Annotated in this window: 17 protein-coding genes and 1 other RNA gene; 12 read left to right on the top strand and 6 right to left on the bottom strand. The window is 58.3% G+C overall.

The window, feature by feature from the left end:
- Positions 1-90: 90 nt before the first annotated feature.
- Positions 91-1,185, top strand: coding sequence for a cell division protein ZapE (gene zapE, locus PspS34_RS23265; protein ID WP_103396227.1), 1,095 nt, complete (start codon positions 91-93; stop codon positions 1,183-1,185).
- A 197-nt stretch (positions 1,186-1,382) separates the two neighbouring features.
- Here the strand turns inward: zapE and PspS34_RS23260 are convergent, their stop codons facing one another.
- Positions 1,383-2,303 carry a GlxA family transcriptional regulator gene (locus PspS34_RS23260; RefSeq protein WP_174245557.1) on the bottom strand — a complete coding sequence of 307 codons (921 nt, stop codon included), beginning with the start codon at positions 2,301-2,303 and terminating at the stop codon, positions 1,383-1,385.
- Between the two features lie 222 nt (positions 2,304-2,525).
- Here PspS34_RS23260 and PspS34_RS23255 point away from each other — a divergent pair, with 222 nt between their 5' ends.
- On the top strand, positions 2,526-3,662 hold the full coding sequence (locus tag PspS34_RS23255; protein ID WP_150814948.1) for an acyl-CoA dehydrogenase family protein: 1,137 nt from the start codon (positions 2,526-2,528) through the stop codon (positions 3,660-3,662).
- A gap of 101 nt (positions 3,663-3,763) precedes the next feature.
- Here the strand turns inward: PspS34_RS23255 and PspS34_RS23250 are convergent, their stop codons facing one another.
- On the bottom strand, positions 3,764-4,804 hold the full coding sequence (locus PspS34_RS23250; protein ID WP_154860501.1) for an NADP(H)-dependent aldo-keto reductase: 1,041 nt from the start codon (positions 4,802-4,804) through the stop codon (positions 3,764-3,766).
- 245 nt (positions 4,805-5,049) lie between these two features.
- Between PspS34_RS23250 and rplM the strand changes: the two genes are divergently transcribed.
- The 7 genes from rplM (at position 5,050) to PspS34_RS23215 (ending at position 9,938) form a co-directional block, all read left to right on the top strand.
- Positions 5,050-5,478: a 50S ribosomal protein L13 gene (gene rplM / locus PspS34_RS23245; protein ID WP_007917032.1), complete on the top strand. Its 429-nt coding sequence runs from the start codon at positions 5,050-5,052 to the stop codon at positions 5,476-5,478.
- 14 nt (positions 5,479-5,492) lie between these two features.
- Positions 5,493-5,885, top strand: coding sequence for a 30S ribosomal protein S9 (rpsI, locus tag PspS34_RS23240; RefSeq protein ID WP_003228056.1), 393 nt, complete (start codon positions 5,493-5,495; stop codon positions 5,883-5,885).
- A 268-nt stretch (positions 5,886-6,153) separates the two neighbouring features.
- On the top strand, positions 6,154-6,747 hold the full coding sequence (petA, locus tag PspS34_RS23235; protein ID WP_057713353.1) for a ubiquinol-cytochrome c reductase iron-sulfur subunit: 594 nt from the start codon (positions 6,154-6,156) through the stop codon (positions 6,745-6,747).
- Positions 6,747-7,958, top strand: coding sequence for a cytochrome bc complex cytochrome b subunit (locus tag PspS34_RS23230; protein ID WP_034149536.1), 1,212 nt, complete (start codon positions 6,747-6,749; stop codon positions 7,956-7,958). Before petA ends, PspS34_RS23230 begins: the two co-directional genes overlap by 1 nt.
- Positions 7,958-8,740 (top strand): cytochrome c1, encoded by a 783-nt coding sequence (locus PspS34_RS23225; RefSeq protein ID WP_057713354.1) that lies wholly within the window; start codon positions 7,958-7,960, stop codon positions 8,738-8,740. The genes PspS34_RS23230 and PspS34_RS23225 overlap by 1 nt, the downstream gene beginning before the upstream one ends.
- Positions 8,741-8,890: 150 nt before the next feature.
- Positions 8,891-9,508, top strand: coding sequence for a glutathione S-transferase N-terminal domain-containing protein (locus PspS34_RS23220; RefSeq protein WP_007989864.1), 618 nt, complete (start codon positions 8,891-8,893; stop codon positions 9,506-9,508).
- A gap of 16 nt (positions 9,509-9,524) precedes the next feature.
- On the top strand, positions 9,525-9,938 hold the full coding sequence (locus PspS34_RS23215) for a ClpXP protease specificity-enhancing factor (RefSeq protein ID WP_007998247.1): 414 nt from the start codon (positions 9,525-9,527) through the stop codon (positions 9,936-9,938).
- Positions 9,939-10,094: 156 nt separating this feature from the next.
- Here PspS34_RS23215 and PspS34_RS23210 read toward each other — a convergent pair whose 3' ends face one another.
- The 4 genes from PspS34_RS23210 to PspS34_RS23195 all read right to left on the bottom strand — a co-directional run bounded on the left by PspS34_RS23210 (position 10,095) and on the right by PspS34_RS23195 (position 13,540).
- Positions 10,095-10,673, bottom strand: coding sequence for a BON domain-containing protein (locus tag PspS34_RS23210; RefSeq protein WP_057713355.1), 579 nt, complete (start codon positions 10,671-10,673; stop codon positions 10,095-10,097).
- Positions 10,670-11,263 (bottom strand): phosphoheptose isomerase, encoded by a 594-nt coding sequence (locus PspS34_RS23205; protein ID WP_007972584.1) that lies wholly within the window; start codon positions 11,261-11,263, stop codon positions 10,670-10,672. The genes PspS34_RS23210 and PspS34_RS23205 overlap by 4 nt, the downstream gene beginning before the upstream one ends.
- 103 nt (positions 11,264-11,366) lie before the next feature.
- A complete protein-coding gene (locus PspS34_RS23200) occupies positions 11,367-11,729 on the bottom strand; it encodes a YraN family protein (RefSeq protein WP_154860500.1) in 363 nt (120 codons plus the stop codon).
- Positions 11,729-13,540: a penicillin-binding protein activator gene (locus PspS34_RS23195; RefSeq protein ID WP_102670991.1), complete on the bottom strand. Its 1,812-nt coding sequence runs from the start codon at positions 13,538-13,540 to the stop codon at positions 11,729-11,731. The genes PspS34_RS23200 and PspS34_RS23195 overlap by 1 nt, the downstream gene beginning before the upstream one ends.
- 177 nt (positions 13,541-13,717) lie before the next feature.
- Here PspS34_RS23195 and rsmI point away from each other — a divergent pair, with 177 nt between their 5' ends.
- The 3 genes from rsmI to mraZ all read left to right on the top strand — a co-directional run bounded on the left by rsmI (position 13,718) and on the right by mraZ (position 15,864).
- Positions 13,718-14,623 carry a 16S rRNA (cytidine(1402)-2'-O)-methyltransferase gene (gene rsmI / locus PspS34_RS23190; protein ID WP_167362876.1) on the top strand — a complete coding sequence of 302 codons (906 nt, stop codon included), beginning with the start codon at positions 13,718-13,720 and terminating at the stop codon, positions 14,621-14,623.
- 75 nt (positions 14,624-14,698) lie between these two features.
- Positions 14,699-15,052: RNase P RNA component class A (gene rnpB / locus PspS34_RS23185), an RNA gene on the top strand.
- A 356-nt stretch (positions 15,053-15,408) separates the two neighbouring features.
- Positions 15,409-15,864 carry a division/cell wall cluster transcriptional repressor MraZ gene (gene mraZ / locus PspS34_RS23180; RefSeq protein ID WP_007917012.1) on the top strand — a complete coding sequence of 152 codons (456 nt, stop codon included), beginning with the start codon at positions 15,409-15,411 and terminating at the stop codon, positions 15,862-15,864.
- Position 15,865 lies beyond the last annotated feature (1 nt).

Here is a 15,865-nt window from a genome sequence, read left to right as displayed (position 1 = left end):
ACAACGGTTCGGCCCGACCAAGGGCCGATTGCCATTCCTCGGGGTCGTCGCTACAGTGTCGGCCCGTTTTTGTTGCCTTGCTAACGAATTATGACGCCCCTAGAACGATATCAAGCTGATCTGAAACGCCCGGAATTCTTCCATGACGCCGCGCAGGAAACTGCCGTGCGTCATTTGCAGCGCCTGTACGACGACCTGGTCGCGGCCGAGCAAAACAAGCCGGGCCTGCTGGGCAAGTTGTTTGGCAAGAAGGATCAGACCCCGGTCAAGGGCCTGTATTTCTGGGGCGGCGTAGGTCGCGGCAAGACTTACCTGGTGGACACCTTCTTCGAAGCGCTGCCCTTCAAGGAAAAGTCCCGCACCCACTTCCACCGCTTCATGAAGCGCGTGCACGAAGAGATGAAAACCCTGGGCGGCGAGAAAAACCCGCTGACCATCATCGCCAAGCGCTTCGCCACCGAAGCCCGGGTCATCTGCTTCGATGAATTCTTCGTTTCCGACATCACCGACGCCATGATCCTTGGCACCCTGATGGAAGAACTGTTCAAGAACGGCGTAACCCTGGTCGCGACTTCGAACATCGTGCCGGATGGCCTGTACAAGGATGGCCTGCAACGCGCGCGCTTCCTGCCGGCCATTGCGCTGATCAAGCAGAATACCGAGATCGTCAACGTCGACAGCGGCGTCGACTATCGTCTGCGTCACCTCGAACAGGCCGAGCTGTTCCACTACCCACTCGACGAAGCCGCCAACGAAAGCCTGCGCAAGAGCTTCCGTGCACTGACACCGGAATGCACGGCAGCGGTCGAAAATGACGTGCTGATGATCGAAAACCGCGAAATCCGTGCCCTGCGCACCTGCGATGACGTGGCCTGGTTCGACTTCCGCGAACTGTGCGACGGCCCGCGCAGCCAGAACGATTACATCGAGCTGGGCAAGATCTTCCACGCCGTGCTGCTCAGCGATGTCGAGCAGATGAGTGTCACCACTGACGACATCGCCCGACGCTTCATCAACATGGTCGACGAGTTCTACGACCGTAACGTGAAGCTGATCATTTCTGCTGAAGTCGAGCTAAAGGATCTCTACACCGGCGGGCGCTTGAATTTCGAATTCCAGCGTACCCTCAGCCGACTGCTGGAAATGCAATCCCACGAATTCCTGTCCAGGGCGCACAAGCCGTAAGACAGTTCGGTGCACAAAAAAGGCCTGCAAATGCAGGCCTTTTTTGTGCACCGAAGAACCCCTTTTGGGCTCAACAAAGTCTGTGTGGGAGCGAGCTTGCTCGCGATGACGGCGGCACATTCAGTATTGATGTGACTGATGCGCCGCTATCGCGAGCAAGCTCGCTCCCACAGGGGGGGGCATTTGTATGTCTGTGATTACGCCGCCTGCTGAAACTGCTGCCGATACTGATTCGGTGACAACTCCGTGTGCTGGCGGAACAGCCGCGCAAAGAAGCTCGCATCGTCATAGCCAACCTCGTAGCTGATGGTCTTGATGCTCTTGCGGCTGCCGGACAGCAAGCCCTTGGCGGTTTCGATGCGCAGGCGTTGCAGGTAATGCAGTGGCTTGTCGCCGGTGGCGGTCTGAAAGCGGCGCATGAAGTTGCGGATGCTCATGCCGTGTTCGCGGGCAACGTCCTCGAAACGGAACTTGTCGGCGAAGTGTTCTTCGAGCCAGTGCTGGATCTGCAGGATGATCACGTCCTGGTGCAGCTTCTGCCCGCCGAATCCAATCCGTCCCGGTGAATAGCTGCGCTGCACTTCATAGAGGATGTCTCGGGCTACGGCCTGGGACACGTTGGCGCCGCAGAAGCGCTCGATCAGGTAGATGTACAGGTCGCATGCCGAGGTGGTGCCGCCGGCGCAGTACAGGTTGTCGGCATCGGTCAGGTGTTTGTCCTGATTGAGCTGGACCTTGGGGAAGCGTTCGGCGAAGGCATTGAAGAAGCGCCAGTAAGTGGTCGCTTCCTTGCCATTGAGCAGCCCGGCTTCGGCCAGCCAGAAAACACCAGTGGCCTCGCCGCACAGTACGGCACCGCGTGCATGTTGCTGGCGCAGCCAGGGCAGGATTTGCGGGTAACGTTTGCTGAGGTTGTCGAAATCGTCCCAGAACGCGGGAAGAACGATGATGTCGGCGTTTTCCAGTCCGCCGTCCACCGGAATCATCACATCGCTGAAGGTGTTGACCGGCTTGCCATCGGGGCTGACCAGGCGGGTTTCGAACGCCGGTGTCAGGCCCTGGCCCAGCTGTTTGCCGTAGCGCAGGCTGGCGAGATGGAAGAAATCCTTGGCTTGCATGAGGGTGGAAGCGAAAACCCGGTCGATGGCCAGGATGCTGACGCGCCGCAGGGGCGTGGAGGCTTGGTTAGACATAATTCAACTTTATTTTTATAGGGGGAAGTGGTCACCAGACGGCTGGATCGTCTTATTTTTTGTCGGATGTGTCCAGTGTCCTGTATCGGAAGCGAGGCATAGTCTCTGAAGGTCAACTCCTTCTAAAAACAAAGATAAAGGTGCCGCATGATCCCCAGAACCCTGTTCAGTTCCGAGCACGAGCTTTTCCGCGACAGCGTGCGGACGTTCCTCGAAAAAGAGGCGGTGCCGTTCCATGGGCAATGGGAAAAACAAGGCTATATCGACCGCAAACTCTGGAACAAGGCTGGGGAGGCGGGGATGCTTTGCTCGCACTTGCCGGAAGAGTACGGCGGCCTGGGGGCGGACTTTCTCTACAGTGCGGTGGTGATCGAAGAAGTGGGGCGACTTGGCCTGACCGGCATCGGTTTTTCCTTGCACTCGGACATCGTGGCGCCCTACATCCTGCATTACGGCAGTGAGACGCTGAAGCACAAATACCTGCCGAAACTGGTGTCCGGCGAGATGGTTACCGCGATCGCCATGACTGAACCGGGCGCCGGTTCCGATCTGCAAGGGGTGAAAACCACGGCCGTGCTCGATGGCGATGAGTACGTGATCAATGGCTCCAAGACCTTTATCACCAACGGCTACCTGGCCGATCTGGTGATCGTCGTCGCCAAGACCGATCCGAAGGCTGGCGCGAAGGGCACGAGTCTGTTTCTGGTGGAGGCCAATACGCCGGGCTTCGACAAGGGCAAGCGCCTGGAGAAGGTCGGAATGAAAGCCCAGGACACCTCGGAGCTGTTCTTCCAGGATGTGCGGGTGCCCAAGGAAAACCTGCTGGGCCAGGCCGGTATGGGCTTTGCCTACCTGATGCAGGAGTTGCCCCAGGAGCGCCTCACGGTGGCCATTGGCGGGCTTGCTTCAGCCGAAGCGGCGCTGCAATGGACGCTGGACTACACCCGTGAGCGCAAGGCGTTCGGCAAGTCGATCGCCGACTTCCAGAATACCCGGTTCAAACTGGCGGAGATGGCCACGGAAATCCAGATCGGCCGCGTCTTCGTCGACCGCTGCCTGGAGCTGCACCTGCAAGGCAAGCTCGACGTGCCGACGGCGGCGATGGCCAAGTACTGGGGCACCGACCTGCAGTGCAAGGTGCTCGACGAGTGTGTGCAGTTGCACGGTGGCTACGGGTTCATGTGGGAGTACCCGATCGCGCGGGCATGGGCGGATGCACGGGTGCAGCGGATCTATGCCGGGACGAACGAGATCATGAAGGAGATTATTGCGCGGTCGCTTTGATTTGCGCTGACCGGGCGGACGCCATCGCGGGCAAGCCCGCTCCCACAGGTATCACCGAACCTGTGGGAGCGGGCTTGCCCGCGATTGGTTTTAAAGATCAATCAAGGCGCAGGATTCGGATGATCCTTGTGAATCGTCTCGATCCCTTCCAGCACTTCCTCCGACAGCTTCAAGTCGAAACTGGCGATGTTGCTCTCCAGTTGCTCCATCGTCGTCGCGCCAATGATGTTGCTGGTCACGAATGGCTGCTGCGTCACGAACGCCAGGGCCATTTGCGCCGGGTCAAGGCCGTGCTCGCGAGCCAGGGCCACGTAACGGCTGCATGCCGCTTCCGACTGCGGGTTGAAATAGCGGCTGAAGCGACTGTAGAGGCTCAGGCGACCTTTTGGCGGGCGGGCGCCGCCTTCGTACTTGCCTGACAGGAAGCCGAACGCCAGCGGCGAATAGGCGAGCAGGCCGCATTGCTCGCGGATGGCAATTTCCGCCAGGCCGACTTCGAAGCTGCGGTTGAGCAGGTTGTACGGGTTCTGGATCGATACGGCACGCGGCCAGCCACGGGCTTCGGCCAGGGCCAGGAAACGCATGGTGCCCCATGGCGTCTCGTTGGACAGGCCGATGTGGCGGATCTTGCCGGCGCGGACCTGCTCGTCCAGCGCTTCGAGGGTGTCCTCCAGAGGCGTCAGGTTGGCTTCGATCTTGTGCTTGTAGCCCAGTTGCCCGAAGAAGTTGGTGCTGCGCTCCGGCCAGTGCAGTTGGTACAGGTCGATGTAATCGGTTTGCAGGCGCTGGAGGCTGGCATCCACCGCTTCGGTGATGTGCTGGCGGTTGTGGCGCAGGTTTTTGTCGCGGATGTAGTCGATGGTGTTGCCGGGGCCGGCGATCTTGCTGGCCAGGATCCAGTCGGCGCGATCGCCGCGGCTTTTGAAATAATTGCCGATGTAGCGTTCGGTGGTGGCGTAGGTTTCGGCCTTGGGTGGCACCGGGTACATCTCGGCGGTGTCGATGAAGTTGATCCCGGCACTCTTGGCCCGCTCAATCTGGGCGAAGGCGTCTGCCTCGCTGTTTTGCTCGCCCCAGGTCATGGTCCCGAGGCAGAGGGCACTCACGTTCAGATTGGTTCGGCCTAGCTGGCGATAGTCCATCGGGTGCTCCTTGGGCAAAACAATCATAAAAGCAGGTTGAATTATTTTTCGCAATCTGCATAATTGCGCACCTCTTTCTGCAGTGGAAGTGATGCGCCGCCGCCGAAGAATCTTGCCGTTGAACGGACGCGCCGACCCGAGCCCCCGAAAGCGTCTGTATCCGGCTGCCTTTGACTTGTCAAAGTACGCACTATTCAGTAAGATCCGCCGTCTAATTTACAGGGCGGCCCCTGAGGCTATAAAGAATGAAAACTTTTACTGCTAAACCGGAAACAGTAAAGCGCGACTGGTTTGTCGTCGACGCTGCTGGTCAGACCCTGGGTCGTCTGGCCACCGAAATCGCGAGCCGTCTGCGTGGCAAGCACAAGCCTGAGTACACTCCTCACGTTGACACCGGCGACTACATCGTCGTAATCAACGCTGAGCAGATTCGTGTTACCGGTGCTAAAACCACTGACAAAATGTACTACTCCCACTCCGGTTTCCCGGGCGGCATCAAGTCGATCAACTTTGAAAAGCTGATCGCCAAGGCCCCTGAGCGCGTGATCGAGACCGCGGTTAAAGGCATGCTGCCTAAGAACCCACTGGGTCGCGACATGTACCGTAAGCTGAAAGTCTATGCGGGCGCTGCACACCCACATACTGCTCAGCAGCCCCAAGAACTGAAGTTTTAACGGAATAGTACATTATGTCGGCGACTCAAAATTACGGCACTGGCCGTCGCAAGACCGCAACCGCACGCGTTTTCCTGCGTCCGGGTACTGGTAACATCTCCATCAACAACCGTTCGCTGGATAACTTCTTCGGCCGCGAAACTGCCCGCATGGTAGTTCGTCAGCCGCTGGAGCTGACTGAGACTGTCGAGAAGTTCGACATCTACGTCACCGTGATCGGCGGTGGTGTGAGTGGTCAGGCTGGCGCAATCCGCCACGGCATCACTCGTGCTCTGATGGACTACGACGAGACTCTGCGCAGCGCCCTGCGTAAAGCCGGCTTCGTAACCCGCGATGCTCGTGAAGTTGAACGTAAGAAAGTCGGTCTGCGTAAAGCGCGTAAGCGTCCGCAGTACTCGAAGCGTTAATTCGCTTTCACGTTCAAAAAAGAACGCCCAGTTTCCTCACGGAGCTGGGCGTTTTTTTATGTCTGCGATTTATCAAAGAATTGCGCTGTGACAACTTGCCACATCCGCAGACACCCTATACTACAAGGCTTGGGGGTGATGGGTTCCGGTAATTACCTTGTCAGAATTGGGGCTTTTCATTACCATTCGGCAAAATTTTTATAAGTACATAGTTTTACTTAGTAGATGCCTGATTTAACAGGCCACAAAGCTGATGGGAGAGGACTGAATGAGCAATGACGGCGTGAATGCAGGCCGGCGTCGCTTCTTGGTAGCAGCCACATCCGTGGTGGGTGCTGCAGGAGCGGTGGGGGCTGCGGTCCCGTTCGTGGGGTCATGGTTTCCCAGTGCCAAGGCGAAAGCCGCAGGTGCACCGGTGAAAGTGAATGTCAGCAAAATCGAGCCAGGCCAGCAGATGATTGCTGAGTGGCGCGGCCAGCCGGTGTTCATCGTCCGCCGTACACAGGAAATCCTGGGGAATCTTAAGAAGATCGAGGGCCAGCTCGCTGACCCGGCCTCCAAGAACTCGACACAACCGACTTACGTTGATCCGGAAACCCGTTCGATCAAGCCCGAGGTCCTGCTGCTGATCGGTATCTGCACGCACCTGGGTTGCTCGCCGACCTTCCGTCCCGAAGTGGCACCTGCGGATCTGGGTAAGGACTGGGTAGGCGGCTATTTCTGCCCTTGCCACGGTTCCCACTACGATCTGGCTGGTCGCGTCTACAAGTCGCAGCCTGCGCCTTTGAACCTGCCAGTTCCCCCGCATTCCTATGAGACCGATGAAATTATTATCATTGGCGTCGATACGGAGAAAGCGTGATGAGCAAGTTCATGGATTGGGTTGATGCGCGCTTTCCCGCCACCAAAATGTGGGAAGACCATCTCAGCAAGTATTACGCTCCGAAGAACTTCAACTTCTTCTACTTCTTTGGCTCCCTGGCGCTGCTCGTTCTGGTCAACCAGATCGTTACCGGTGTCTGGCTGACCATGAGCTACACCCCGTCGGCGGAAGAGGCATTCGCTTCCGTCGAATACATCATGCGCGACGTCGAGTACGGCTCGATCCTGCGTCTGCTGCACTCCACTGGCGCTTCGGCGTTCTTCATCGTGGTCTATCTGCACATGTTCCGTGGCCTGCTCTACGGTTCGTACCAGAAGCCGCGTGAACTGGTGTGGGTCTTCGGCATGCTGATCTACCTGGCGCTGATGGCCGAAGCCTTCATGGGCTACCTGCTGCCGTGGGGCCAGATGTCCTACTGGGGTGCACAGGTGATCATCTCGCTGTTCGGTGCGATCCCGGTCATCGGCAACGACCTGACCCAGTGGATTCGTGGTGACTACCTGATTTCCGGTATTACCCTGAACCGCTTCTTCGCCCTGCACGTGGTTGCCCTGCCGATCGTTATCCTGGGTCTGGTGGTGCTGCACATCCTGGCGTTGCACGAAGTCGGTTCGAACAACCCGGACGGCGTGGACATCAAGAAGCACAAGGACGAAAACGGCATACCGCTGGACGGCATTGCCTTCCACCCGTACTACACCGTGAAAGATATCGTCGGCGTGGTGGTGTTCCTGTTCATCTTCTGCTCGATCGTGTTCTTCTTCCCGGAAATGGGCGGCTACTTCCTCGAAAAGCCGAACTTTGAAGTGGCGAACGCCTTCAAGACCCCAGAGCACATTGCTCCGGTCTGGTACTTCACTCCGTTCTACGCCATCTTGCGTGCGGTTCCGGACAAGCTCCTGGGCGTGATCGCCATGGGCGCGGCCATCGCCGTGCTGTTCGTCCTGCCGTGGCTCGACCGCAGTCCGGTCAAGTCGATGCGCTACAAAGGCTGGCTGAGCAAGATCTGGCTCTGGGTGTTCTGCATTTCGTTCGTGATCCTGGGTGTGTTGGGTGTTCTGGCTCCGACTCCAGGCCGTACGCTGTTGTCGCAGGTGTGTACCTTCCTGTACTTCGCCTACTTCATTCTGATGCCGTTCTACACCAGGCTCGAGAAGACCAAACCGGTTCCGGAAAGGGTGACTGGCTGATGAAAAAACTATTTGCTGTATTGATGCTTGCTGCACTGCCAGTGTTTGCTTTCGCAGCTGAACACGGTGGCCCCGAGCTGGAAAAAGTCGACATCGACGTTTCCGATAAAGCGGCCATGCAGGACGGCGCGCGTACCTTCGCCAACTACTGCATGGGTTGCCACAGTGCCAAGTTCCAGCGCTATGAGCGTGTTGCCGACGACCTGGGCATTCCCCATGAGTTGATGCTCGAGAAGCTGGTGTTCACTGGCGCCAAGATCGGCGATCACATGAGCATCGGCATGCAGCCAGCGGACGCCAAGGCCTGGTTTGGCGCAGCGCCACCGGACCTGACCCTGGTTGCCCGTGTTCGCGGCACTGACTGGCTCTACGGTTACCTGAAGTCGTTCTACGAAGATCCTTCGCGCCCATGGGGTGTGAACAACAAGGTCTTCCCGAACGTGGGCATGCCTAACGTCCTGGTCGGCTTGCAGGGTCGCCAGGTGGTGGGTTGCAAACAGGTTCAGATCGTCGAAGACGGCAAGAAGCAATATGATCCTCTGACCGGTACGGCGCTGACTCATGAAGCGTGCGATCAATTGACCATCGTGCCGAAAAGCGGTGCCCTGACTGCAGAGCAGTTCGATGAGAAGGTCAAGAATCTGGTAACCTTCCTGGCTTACTCGGCTAACCCGGTTAAGCTGCAACATCAGCGCATCGGTACATACGTATTGTTGTACCTGGCGTTCTTCTTCGTCTTCGCTTACCTGCTCAAGCGCGAATACTGGAAAGACGTGCACTGATAAAGCTTCAAGCTATTGCTGTTAATCGCGCGCGCCCAAGGGCGCCTCTGAAGATGTAGCGAAACTGGTGATCCAGTCGTTACGGGAGGCGCCCTCTGGGCGCGCTCGTTTTTCCGCTTTCGATAATTTCTACAAGCGAGGAGGATCGCCATGGGCGTGACCAATCGGTTGGCCTGTTACTCCGACCCCGCCGACCACTATTCCCACCGAGTGCGCATCGTACTGGCAGAGAAGGGTGTCAGCGCCGAGATCATTTACGTGGAGGCTGGTCGCCAGCCACCTAAACTGATTGAGGTGAACCCTTACGGCAGCTTGCCCACGCTGGTCGATCGCGACCTGGCGTTGTGGGAGTCGACTGTGGTGATGGAATATCTGGATGAGCGTTACCCGCACCCGCCGCTACTGCCGGTTTATCCCGTGGCGCGTGCCAACAGTCGCCTGCTGATGCACCGCATTCAGCGAGACTGGTGTGGTCTGGTGGACCTGATTCTGGATTCGCGGACCAAGGAAGCGGCTCGTGCCGTGGCTCGAAAAGAGTTGCGCGAAAGCCTGACGGGTGTGTCGCCACTGTTTGCCGACAAACCGTTTTTCCTCAGTGAGGAACAAAGTCTGGTGGATTGCTGCCTATTGCCAATACTCTGGCGATTGCCGATTCTGGGTATAGAACTGCCGCGGCCGGCGAAGCCGCTGCTTGATTATATGGAGCGCCAGTTTGCGCGTGAGGCTTTCCAGGCGAGTCTGTCTGGTGTCGAACGCGACATGCGCTAAGGCTTAAGGAGCCGTTATGAACTCCAGTCGACCTTATCTGGTCCGCGCGCTCTATGAGTGGATTGTGGACAATGATTGCACCCCGCATATGCTGGTCAATTCCGAGTACCCGTCGGTGCAGGTGCCTCAGGGGTTTGCCAGTGACGGACAGATCGTCCTGAACGTATCGCCACAAGCCGTGCGTCACTTGCACATGGATAACGAGGCGGTCAGTTTCGAGGGGCGCTTTGGTGGCGTACCGCACACCTTGTACGTGCCAATTGCTTCGATCCTGGGTATCTACGCCCGGGAGAATGGTCAGGGCATGGTGTTCGATCTGGAATCGCCCATGGGCGAGGACGACGAGATCGAGCCGGATGACGATCTTCCACCACCCGACAGTGAGCCGCCGCGTCCAAGCGGTCGCCCGAGTTTGAAGGTGGTGAAATAAAAAAAGGGTGATCCGCAAGGGTCACCCTTTTTTATTCCACCGCCTTCAAACGATGTAGGAGCGAGCCTGCTCGCGATGGGCGTGAACGATGACGCGTGCAGTCTGAATGAACGCATTCGCCAAACGTTTTTCGCGAGCAAGCTCGCTCCTGCAGGGTCAGTCGATGTACTCGAACAATTTCACGATCTTCTGCACACCGGAAACCCCTTGCACCAGGTTGGTCGCCTGTGCCGCTTCCTGCTTGGTCAGCAGGCCCAGCAAGTAGACGATGCCGTTTTCAGTGACTACCTTGATGCGCGAGCCAGGGATGTTCGCATCGGCGAGCATCTGGGTCTTGATCTTGGTGGTCAGCCAGGTGTCGTTCTGGCGTGCCAGCAACGAGGAGGGTGGCAGGACTTGCAGTTCGTTGTGCACCTTTTTCACGCGCTGGACAGCGGCGGCAGCCTGTTCGGCCTTGGCCTTGAGGTCTGCGCGTGGCGTTTGCCCGGCGAGCAGTACGACACCGTTGAAGCTGGTGACGACGATATGCGAATCCTTATCCAGGGCTGGGTCGGCCTTGGCGACGTTCACGCCAACCTTGGTGTCGATCAGGGAATCGTCGATCTTGCTGCCCAGTGTGCGAGTGCCGCGGTCATCTTCAATCGGTGCTTCACGGCTGGCAGTCACCACCGAGGTGCAACCGCTGATGCTGAGGCACAGGGTCAAGGCCAGTAGGCCAAGGCGATTAGGGGTCATTCTTCACTCCCGAACAATTGGCTGTCGATCAAGTCGCAAAGGCAATGGATCGCCAGCAGGTGGACTTCTTGAATACGAGCGGTGACGTTGGCCGGTACGCGAATCTCGACGTCCTCGGGCAACAGTAGCGACGCCATGCCGCCGCCATCGCGTCCCGTCAATGCTACGACAATCATTTCGCGATCATGTGCGGCCTGAATCGCTTGAATTATGTTGGCCGAGTTGCCGCTGGTGGAGATAGCCAGCAACACATCGCCCGGTTGGCCAAGCGCACGGATCTGCTTGGAGAAGATTTCGTTGTAGCTGTAGTCGTTGGCAATCGAGGTGATCGTCGAGCTGTCGGTCGTAAGGGCGATGGCCGGCAGGCTTGGGCGTTCGCGCTCAAAGCGATTGAGCAGCTCGGAGGAGAAGTGCTGGGCATCGCCGGCAGAGCCGCCATTGCCGCAGGAAAGCATTTTGCCTTCGTTGAGCAGGGCGTTGACCATGACCTGGCTGGCTTGCTCGATGTGCGGTGCAAGTACTTCCATCGCCTGTTGCTTGGTGTCGATACTGGCCTGAAAAAGCTGGCGAATTCGGGATTGCATGTCCATCTGTGTGACCTTAAGTAGCGCGGCTGTTCGGCACGTGAATGTGCAGCCCGCAAAGCAAAGAGCAAAATGTTGGGTGATAGTGTCCGGTTCGCAATGCCGGCGATCAGCCGTCGAAGGCATTCTGTAGCCAGTTCAACTGATCGAGGTGGCTGTCGATGGCAATCACGTCGAAGCGGCAAGGGGAATTGGCCCAGCGCGGCTCGTGCTGAAGATAATATTGCGCGGCGAAAATCAGTTTTTGCCGTTTGCGCTCATCGATGCTATCGGGCGCGCCACCCCATTGAGTGTTTTTTCTGTAACGGACTTCAACGAATACTACTGTATCGCCATCTAGCATGACCAGATCAAGCTCGCCGCGTTTACACAACCAGTTCTGCGCCAGCAGGCGCAGACCCTGTTGTTGAAGATGCTCGAGCGCATGGCGCTCGGCATCCTTGCCGCTTTGCTGGCGTGACCTGTCAGGCATCAGCGAGCGGTGTCCGGCAGGCGCTGAATCTGGCCATTGGCGAACTCGGCCCATGGTAACTGGCGCACGACCCGCTGGCTCTGGGACATTCCAAGGCTGCCCGATTCACCGTCGATGCGGCTGTCCGGCAGTGACTTGAGCTGGCCCAGGCGTGGCGCCAGACGATAGGCGTCCACGCCCATGGCATACAGGCGCCCCAGGCTGCCGGCGGCTTGTGGCCACTGGGCAGTGACCTGGCGGCGTAGTGGATCATTGGCGTCCAGCAACCATGGCGTCTCGCAGAAGCGAATGCCATTCATGTCGTTGTACTGGTTGACGTCACCGTTGGCGCTGAACACGTGGGAGGTGGCATAGACCGGAACATCGCCTGCGTACTGGAAGTTCAGGGTCGGTTTGATCTGCTGGGCCTGTTGCGGTGTAGAGGCGAGGAAAATGAACTCGATGTCCTGGCGGCGCGATGGCTGGGCAGCCACTTGCGAGCCAACGGTGCTTTGCAAGCTCTTGGCGCGACCTTCGCTCTGACGCAGCTGGAACATGTCGGCAATTTGCTGGGCCAACTGGACCGGTTGGTCGACGCGTTCGGTGGCGACGATGGTGCCGCCATTGGCTTGCCAATCCTGGCTGAACGCCTTGAGCACGCGGTCGCCCCATTCACCTTTCGGCACCATGATGGCTGCGCGATGCAGGCCGTCGGCGCGAGCGCGGCGCGACACTTCGCGGGCTTCGTCTTCAGCGGCAAGGCCGAACTGGAACAGCTGCGCCGGGCCTTGATCGCCCTCGCTGTAATTCAGTGCCAGGGTGGTGATCGGCAACTGCGGGCGAGTGCTCAGCTGTTTGACCAGTGGCTTCTCCAGCGGGCCGACGACCAGTTGCACGCCATCGGCCTGGGCCTTGCGGTAGAACTCGTCCATGGAAGTCAGGCGCGAGCTGTCATAAAACTCGATGGCGGGTGGTTTCTGCCCGGCCTGTTGGGCCTGGTAGTGAGCGGCCATGAAGCCGTCGCGCAGCGCTTTGCCAACCGCCGCCAGTTGGCCGTCCTGAGGCAGCAGCAGGGCGATCTTGTTCAGGGGCTGGCTGGCCAGTTCCTTGAGTTGGGTCAGTGGCTGCGGCAATTGAATGGCTGCCGGGTGCTTCGGATTCTGCGCGCGCCAGTTGTCGATGGCGGCCTGTTGCTGCTCCAGGGTGCCGGCGGATTTCACTGCCAGTGCCAGGGCCATCCAGCCGCCGAGATCGTCGGTGGCACTTGGCTGCAACTGATTGGTCGGCAGCGAAGCGATCAGGGTCCAGATGGCTTCGTGGTTTTTGCTCGCGGCTTCGCCTTCGAGCATCGGGGCGATGAAAATGCGCTGGCGAGCGGCGGCAAGGGTCTGGCCATCGGCTTCAAGTGCGCGGGCGTGGATGGTGCCGGTGCGGACCTGTTGTTCCTCGGGCAGTTCGCTCAAGTATTGCAGGCTCGGATGGCTCAAGGCGGCCAGCGCGGCCTTGGGCTGATTGCGCGTCATGGCCAGTTCCGCCGCCAGGGTGTTGGCGAAAACCTGTGGCCCCGGCTTGAGCTGTTCGACAGGAACCTGTTGCAGGATTTGCGCGGATTGGCCGGCATTGCCCTGGCGATAAGCCAGGTCGGCGGCGCTCAGGCGCAGCAGGGCGGCATCTTCCGGTGATTTGCTTTGGGAGGCCTTCTCAAGCAGTTGCTCGATACTGGCGTCCGGTGTCCGTGGAAGCTCGCCAAGGCTGGAGGAGGGCGAGCTGGCGCAAGCCGTCAGCAAGGCAGCGAGGCAGAGGGCAGATAACAGCCGCAGGCAAGCGATCATGTAAGCGTTCCTGATACTCGATCAAATTAGCGTGGAATTGTACCCAAGCACTGGCCGGGGTGCGATGTTACTGGCGTGAATCAATCAATTTAGCTGGTGTAAATGTTGCGCCAGCGCACAAACGGTCACCGATACCTCGTTTGCTTGCGGGTATCGTGAGTCTCGCTACGCGCTACAATGGCGACTTTTACCGATCATGAGGTGTGCGCTTTGACTGCTCCAGGTGCTTTGAATTCCGCTGCTGGCTCGCTTTATGTGGTGGCGACGCCCATCGGCAACCTGGATGACATCAGTGCGCGGGCGCTGAAGATTCTGCGTGAAGTGGCCCTCATCGCCGCGGAAGACACCCGTCATTCCCAGCGCTTGATGCAGCACTTCGGCATTGCGACGCCATTGGCGGCCTGCCATGAACACAACGAGCGGGATGAAGGTAGTCGCTTTATCACTCGTCTGCTTGCCGGTGACAACGTTGCGTTGATCTCGGATGCCGGGACGCCGCTGATTTCCGATCCGGGTTATCACCTGGTGCGGCAGGCCCGGGCAGCGGGCATTAATGTAGTGCCGGTTCCGGGTGCCTGCGCGTTGATTGCAGCACTGTCGGCAGCAGGGCTGCCTTCCGACCGCTTCATATTCGAAGGTTTTCTGCCTGCAAAGGCTGTGGGGCGACGTGCGCGTCTCGAGCAGGTAAAGGAAGAGCCTCGCACATTGATCTTCTATGAGGCCCCGCATCGCATCCTCGAATGTCTGCAAGACATGGAACTGGTGTTCGGTCCAGAGCGCCCGGCGCTGCTTGCCCGCGAGCTGACCAAGACGTTCGAGACCCTCAAGGGGCTGCCTCTGGCTGAGCTGCGCGAGTTCGTCGAGTCGGATAGCAACCAGCAGCGCGGTGAGTGCGTGGTACTGGTGGCAGGCTGGTCCGCGCCCGAAGAGGAAGGTGCCGTCAGCAGCGAAGCGATGCGTATCCTCAACCTGTTGCTTGAAGAAATGCCGCTCAAGCGTGCGGCGGCATTGGCGGCGCAAATCACCGGCGAGCGAAAGAATGTGCTGTACCAAATCGCGCTGGATCAGCAGAAGGGCGAGTAAAACCCGACGCGCAGGCGTGCCCAATGGCGCTTGGTGCTTGTTCTTCGGGCGCTCTGCCGGTAACCTTCGCGGCGGAGAGTCGATCGGACAGTCGCTGCCCTCTATGAAAATTAGGGGGGGGAGGAAAGTCCGGGCTCCATAGGGCGAAGTGCCAGGTAATGCCTGGGAGGCGTGAGCCTACGGAAAGTGCCACAGAAAATAACCGCCTAAGCGCTTCGGCGCCGGTAAGGGTGAAAAGGTGCGGTAAGAGCGCACCGCACGTCTGGCAACAGTTCGTGGCTAGGTAAACCCCACTTGGAGCAAGACCAAATAGGGTCCCAAGGCGTGGCCCGCGCTGGGACCGGGTAGGTTGCTAAAGATGTCCAGTGATGGCCATCGTAGACGAATGACTGTTCAAGACAGAACCCGGCTTACAGATCGACTCTCCACCTTTTTCTTTCCTCTGCTTGAATCATTGAGTAGGGGGTTGGGTGATAGCAATTTCCCTCCTTACACATTCATCCGCAGAACCTCTTTTGTAATACCAAAAAAATCTTACTCTTAATAAATTACTTTAACTTTCGAACGCAGCCTTCTGTGCTGATTCAAGTTATCGATCAGTTTCATCTGCCGGATTCTCGTTGTCCCTCCGTTAATGATCCTAAATCTCAGTTCTGTAAGGGTTTTCCTTTACTCCGCGCCTTGACGGTGTGGTGGGCGCATTCCTATAGTGTGCGCAAGTGGCGGAAAGTGGCATGAAGTGGGTTTTTTGAACTCAAAACGCTAGAATTTGGAGAAGCGCAGACGTGTTTCGCGGAGCCAACGCTATCAGTCTCGATGCAAAGGGCCGTCTCGCAATGCCGAGCCGGTACCGTGACGAGCTCGATTCGCGCAGTTCCGGTCAATTGATCGTGACAATTGATGCCGTTGATCCTTGTTTGTGTGTTTACCCCCTCGATGAGTGGGAAATTATTGAAACCAAACTGCGCGCACTGCCTTCGCTTCGCGAAGAGAACCGCCGCCTGCAACGTTTACTGATTGGTAATGCCGTCGACCTCGAGCTCGATGGCAGTGGTCGTTTTCTGGTTCCGCCGCGTCTTCGTGAATATGCCAAGTTGGATAAGCGCGCGATGTTGGTAGGCCAACTGAACAAGTTCCAATTGTGGGACGAGGATGCCTGGAACGCGGTTTCTGCCGCCGACCTGGCTGCCATTCAACAACCGGGCGCGATGCCTGATGAACTGCGTGATTTGATCCTGTGAC

Source organism: Pseudomonas sp. S34, from assembly GCF_009866745.1.
Taxonomy (GTDB): Bacteria; Pseudomonadota; Gammaproteobacteria; order Pseudomonadales; family Pseudomonadaceae; genus Aquipseudomonas; species Aquipseudomonas jessenii.
The sequence above is the reverse complement of the archived record's forward strand: the minus strand, read 5'-3'. Positions and strand labels throughout refer to the sequence as shown.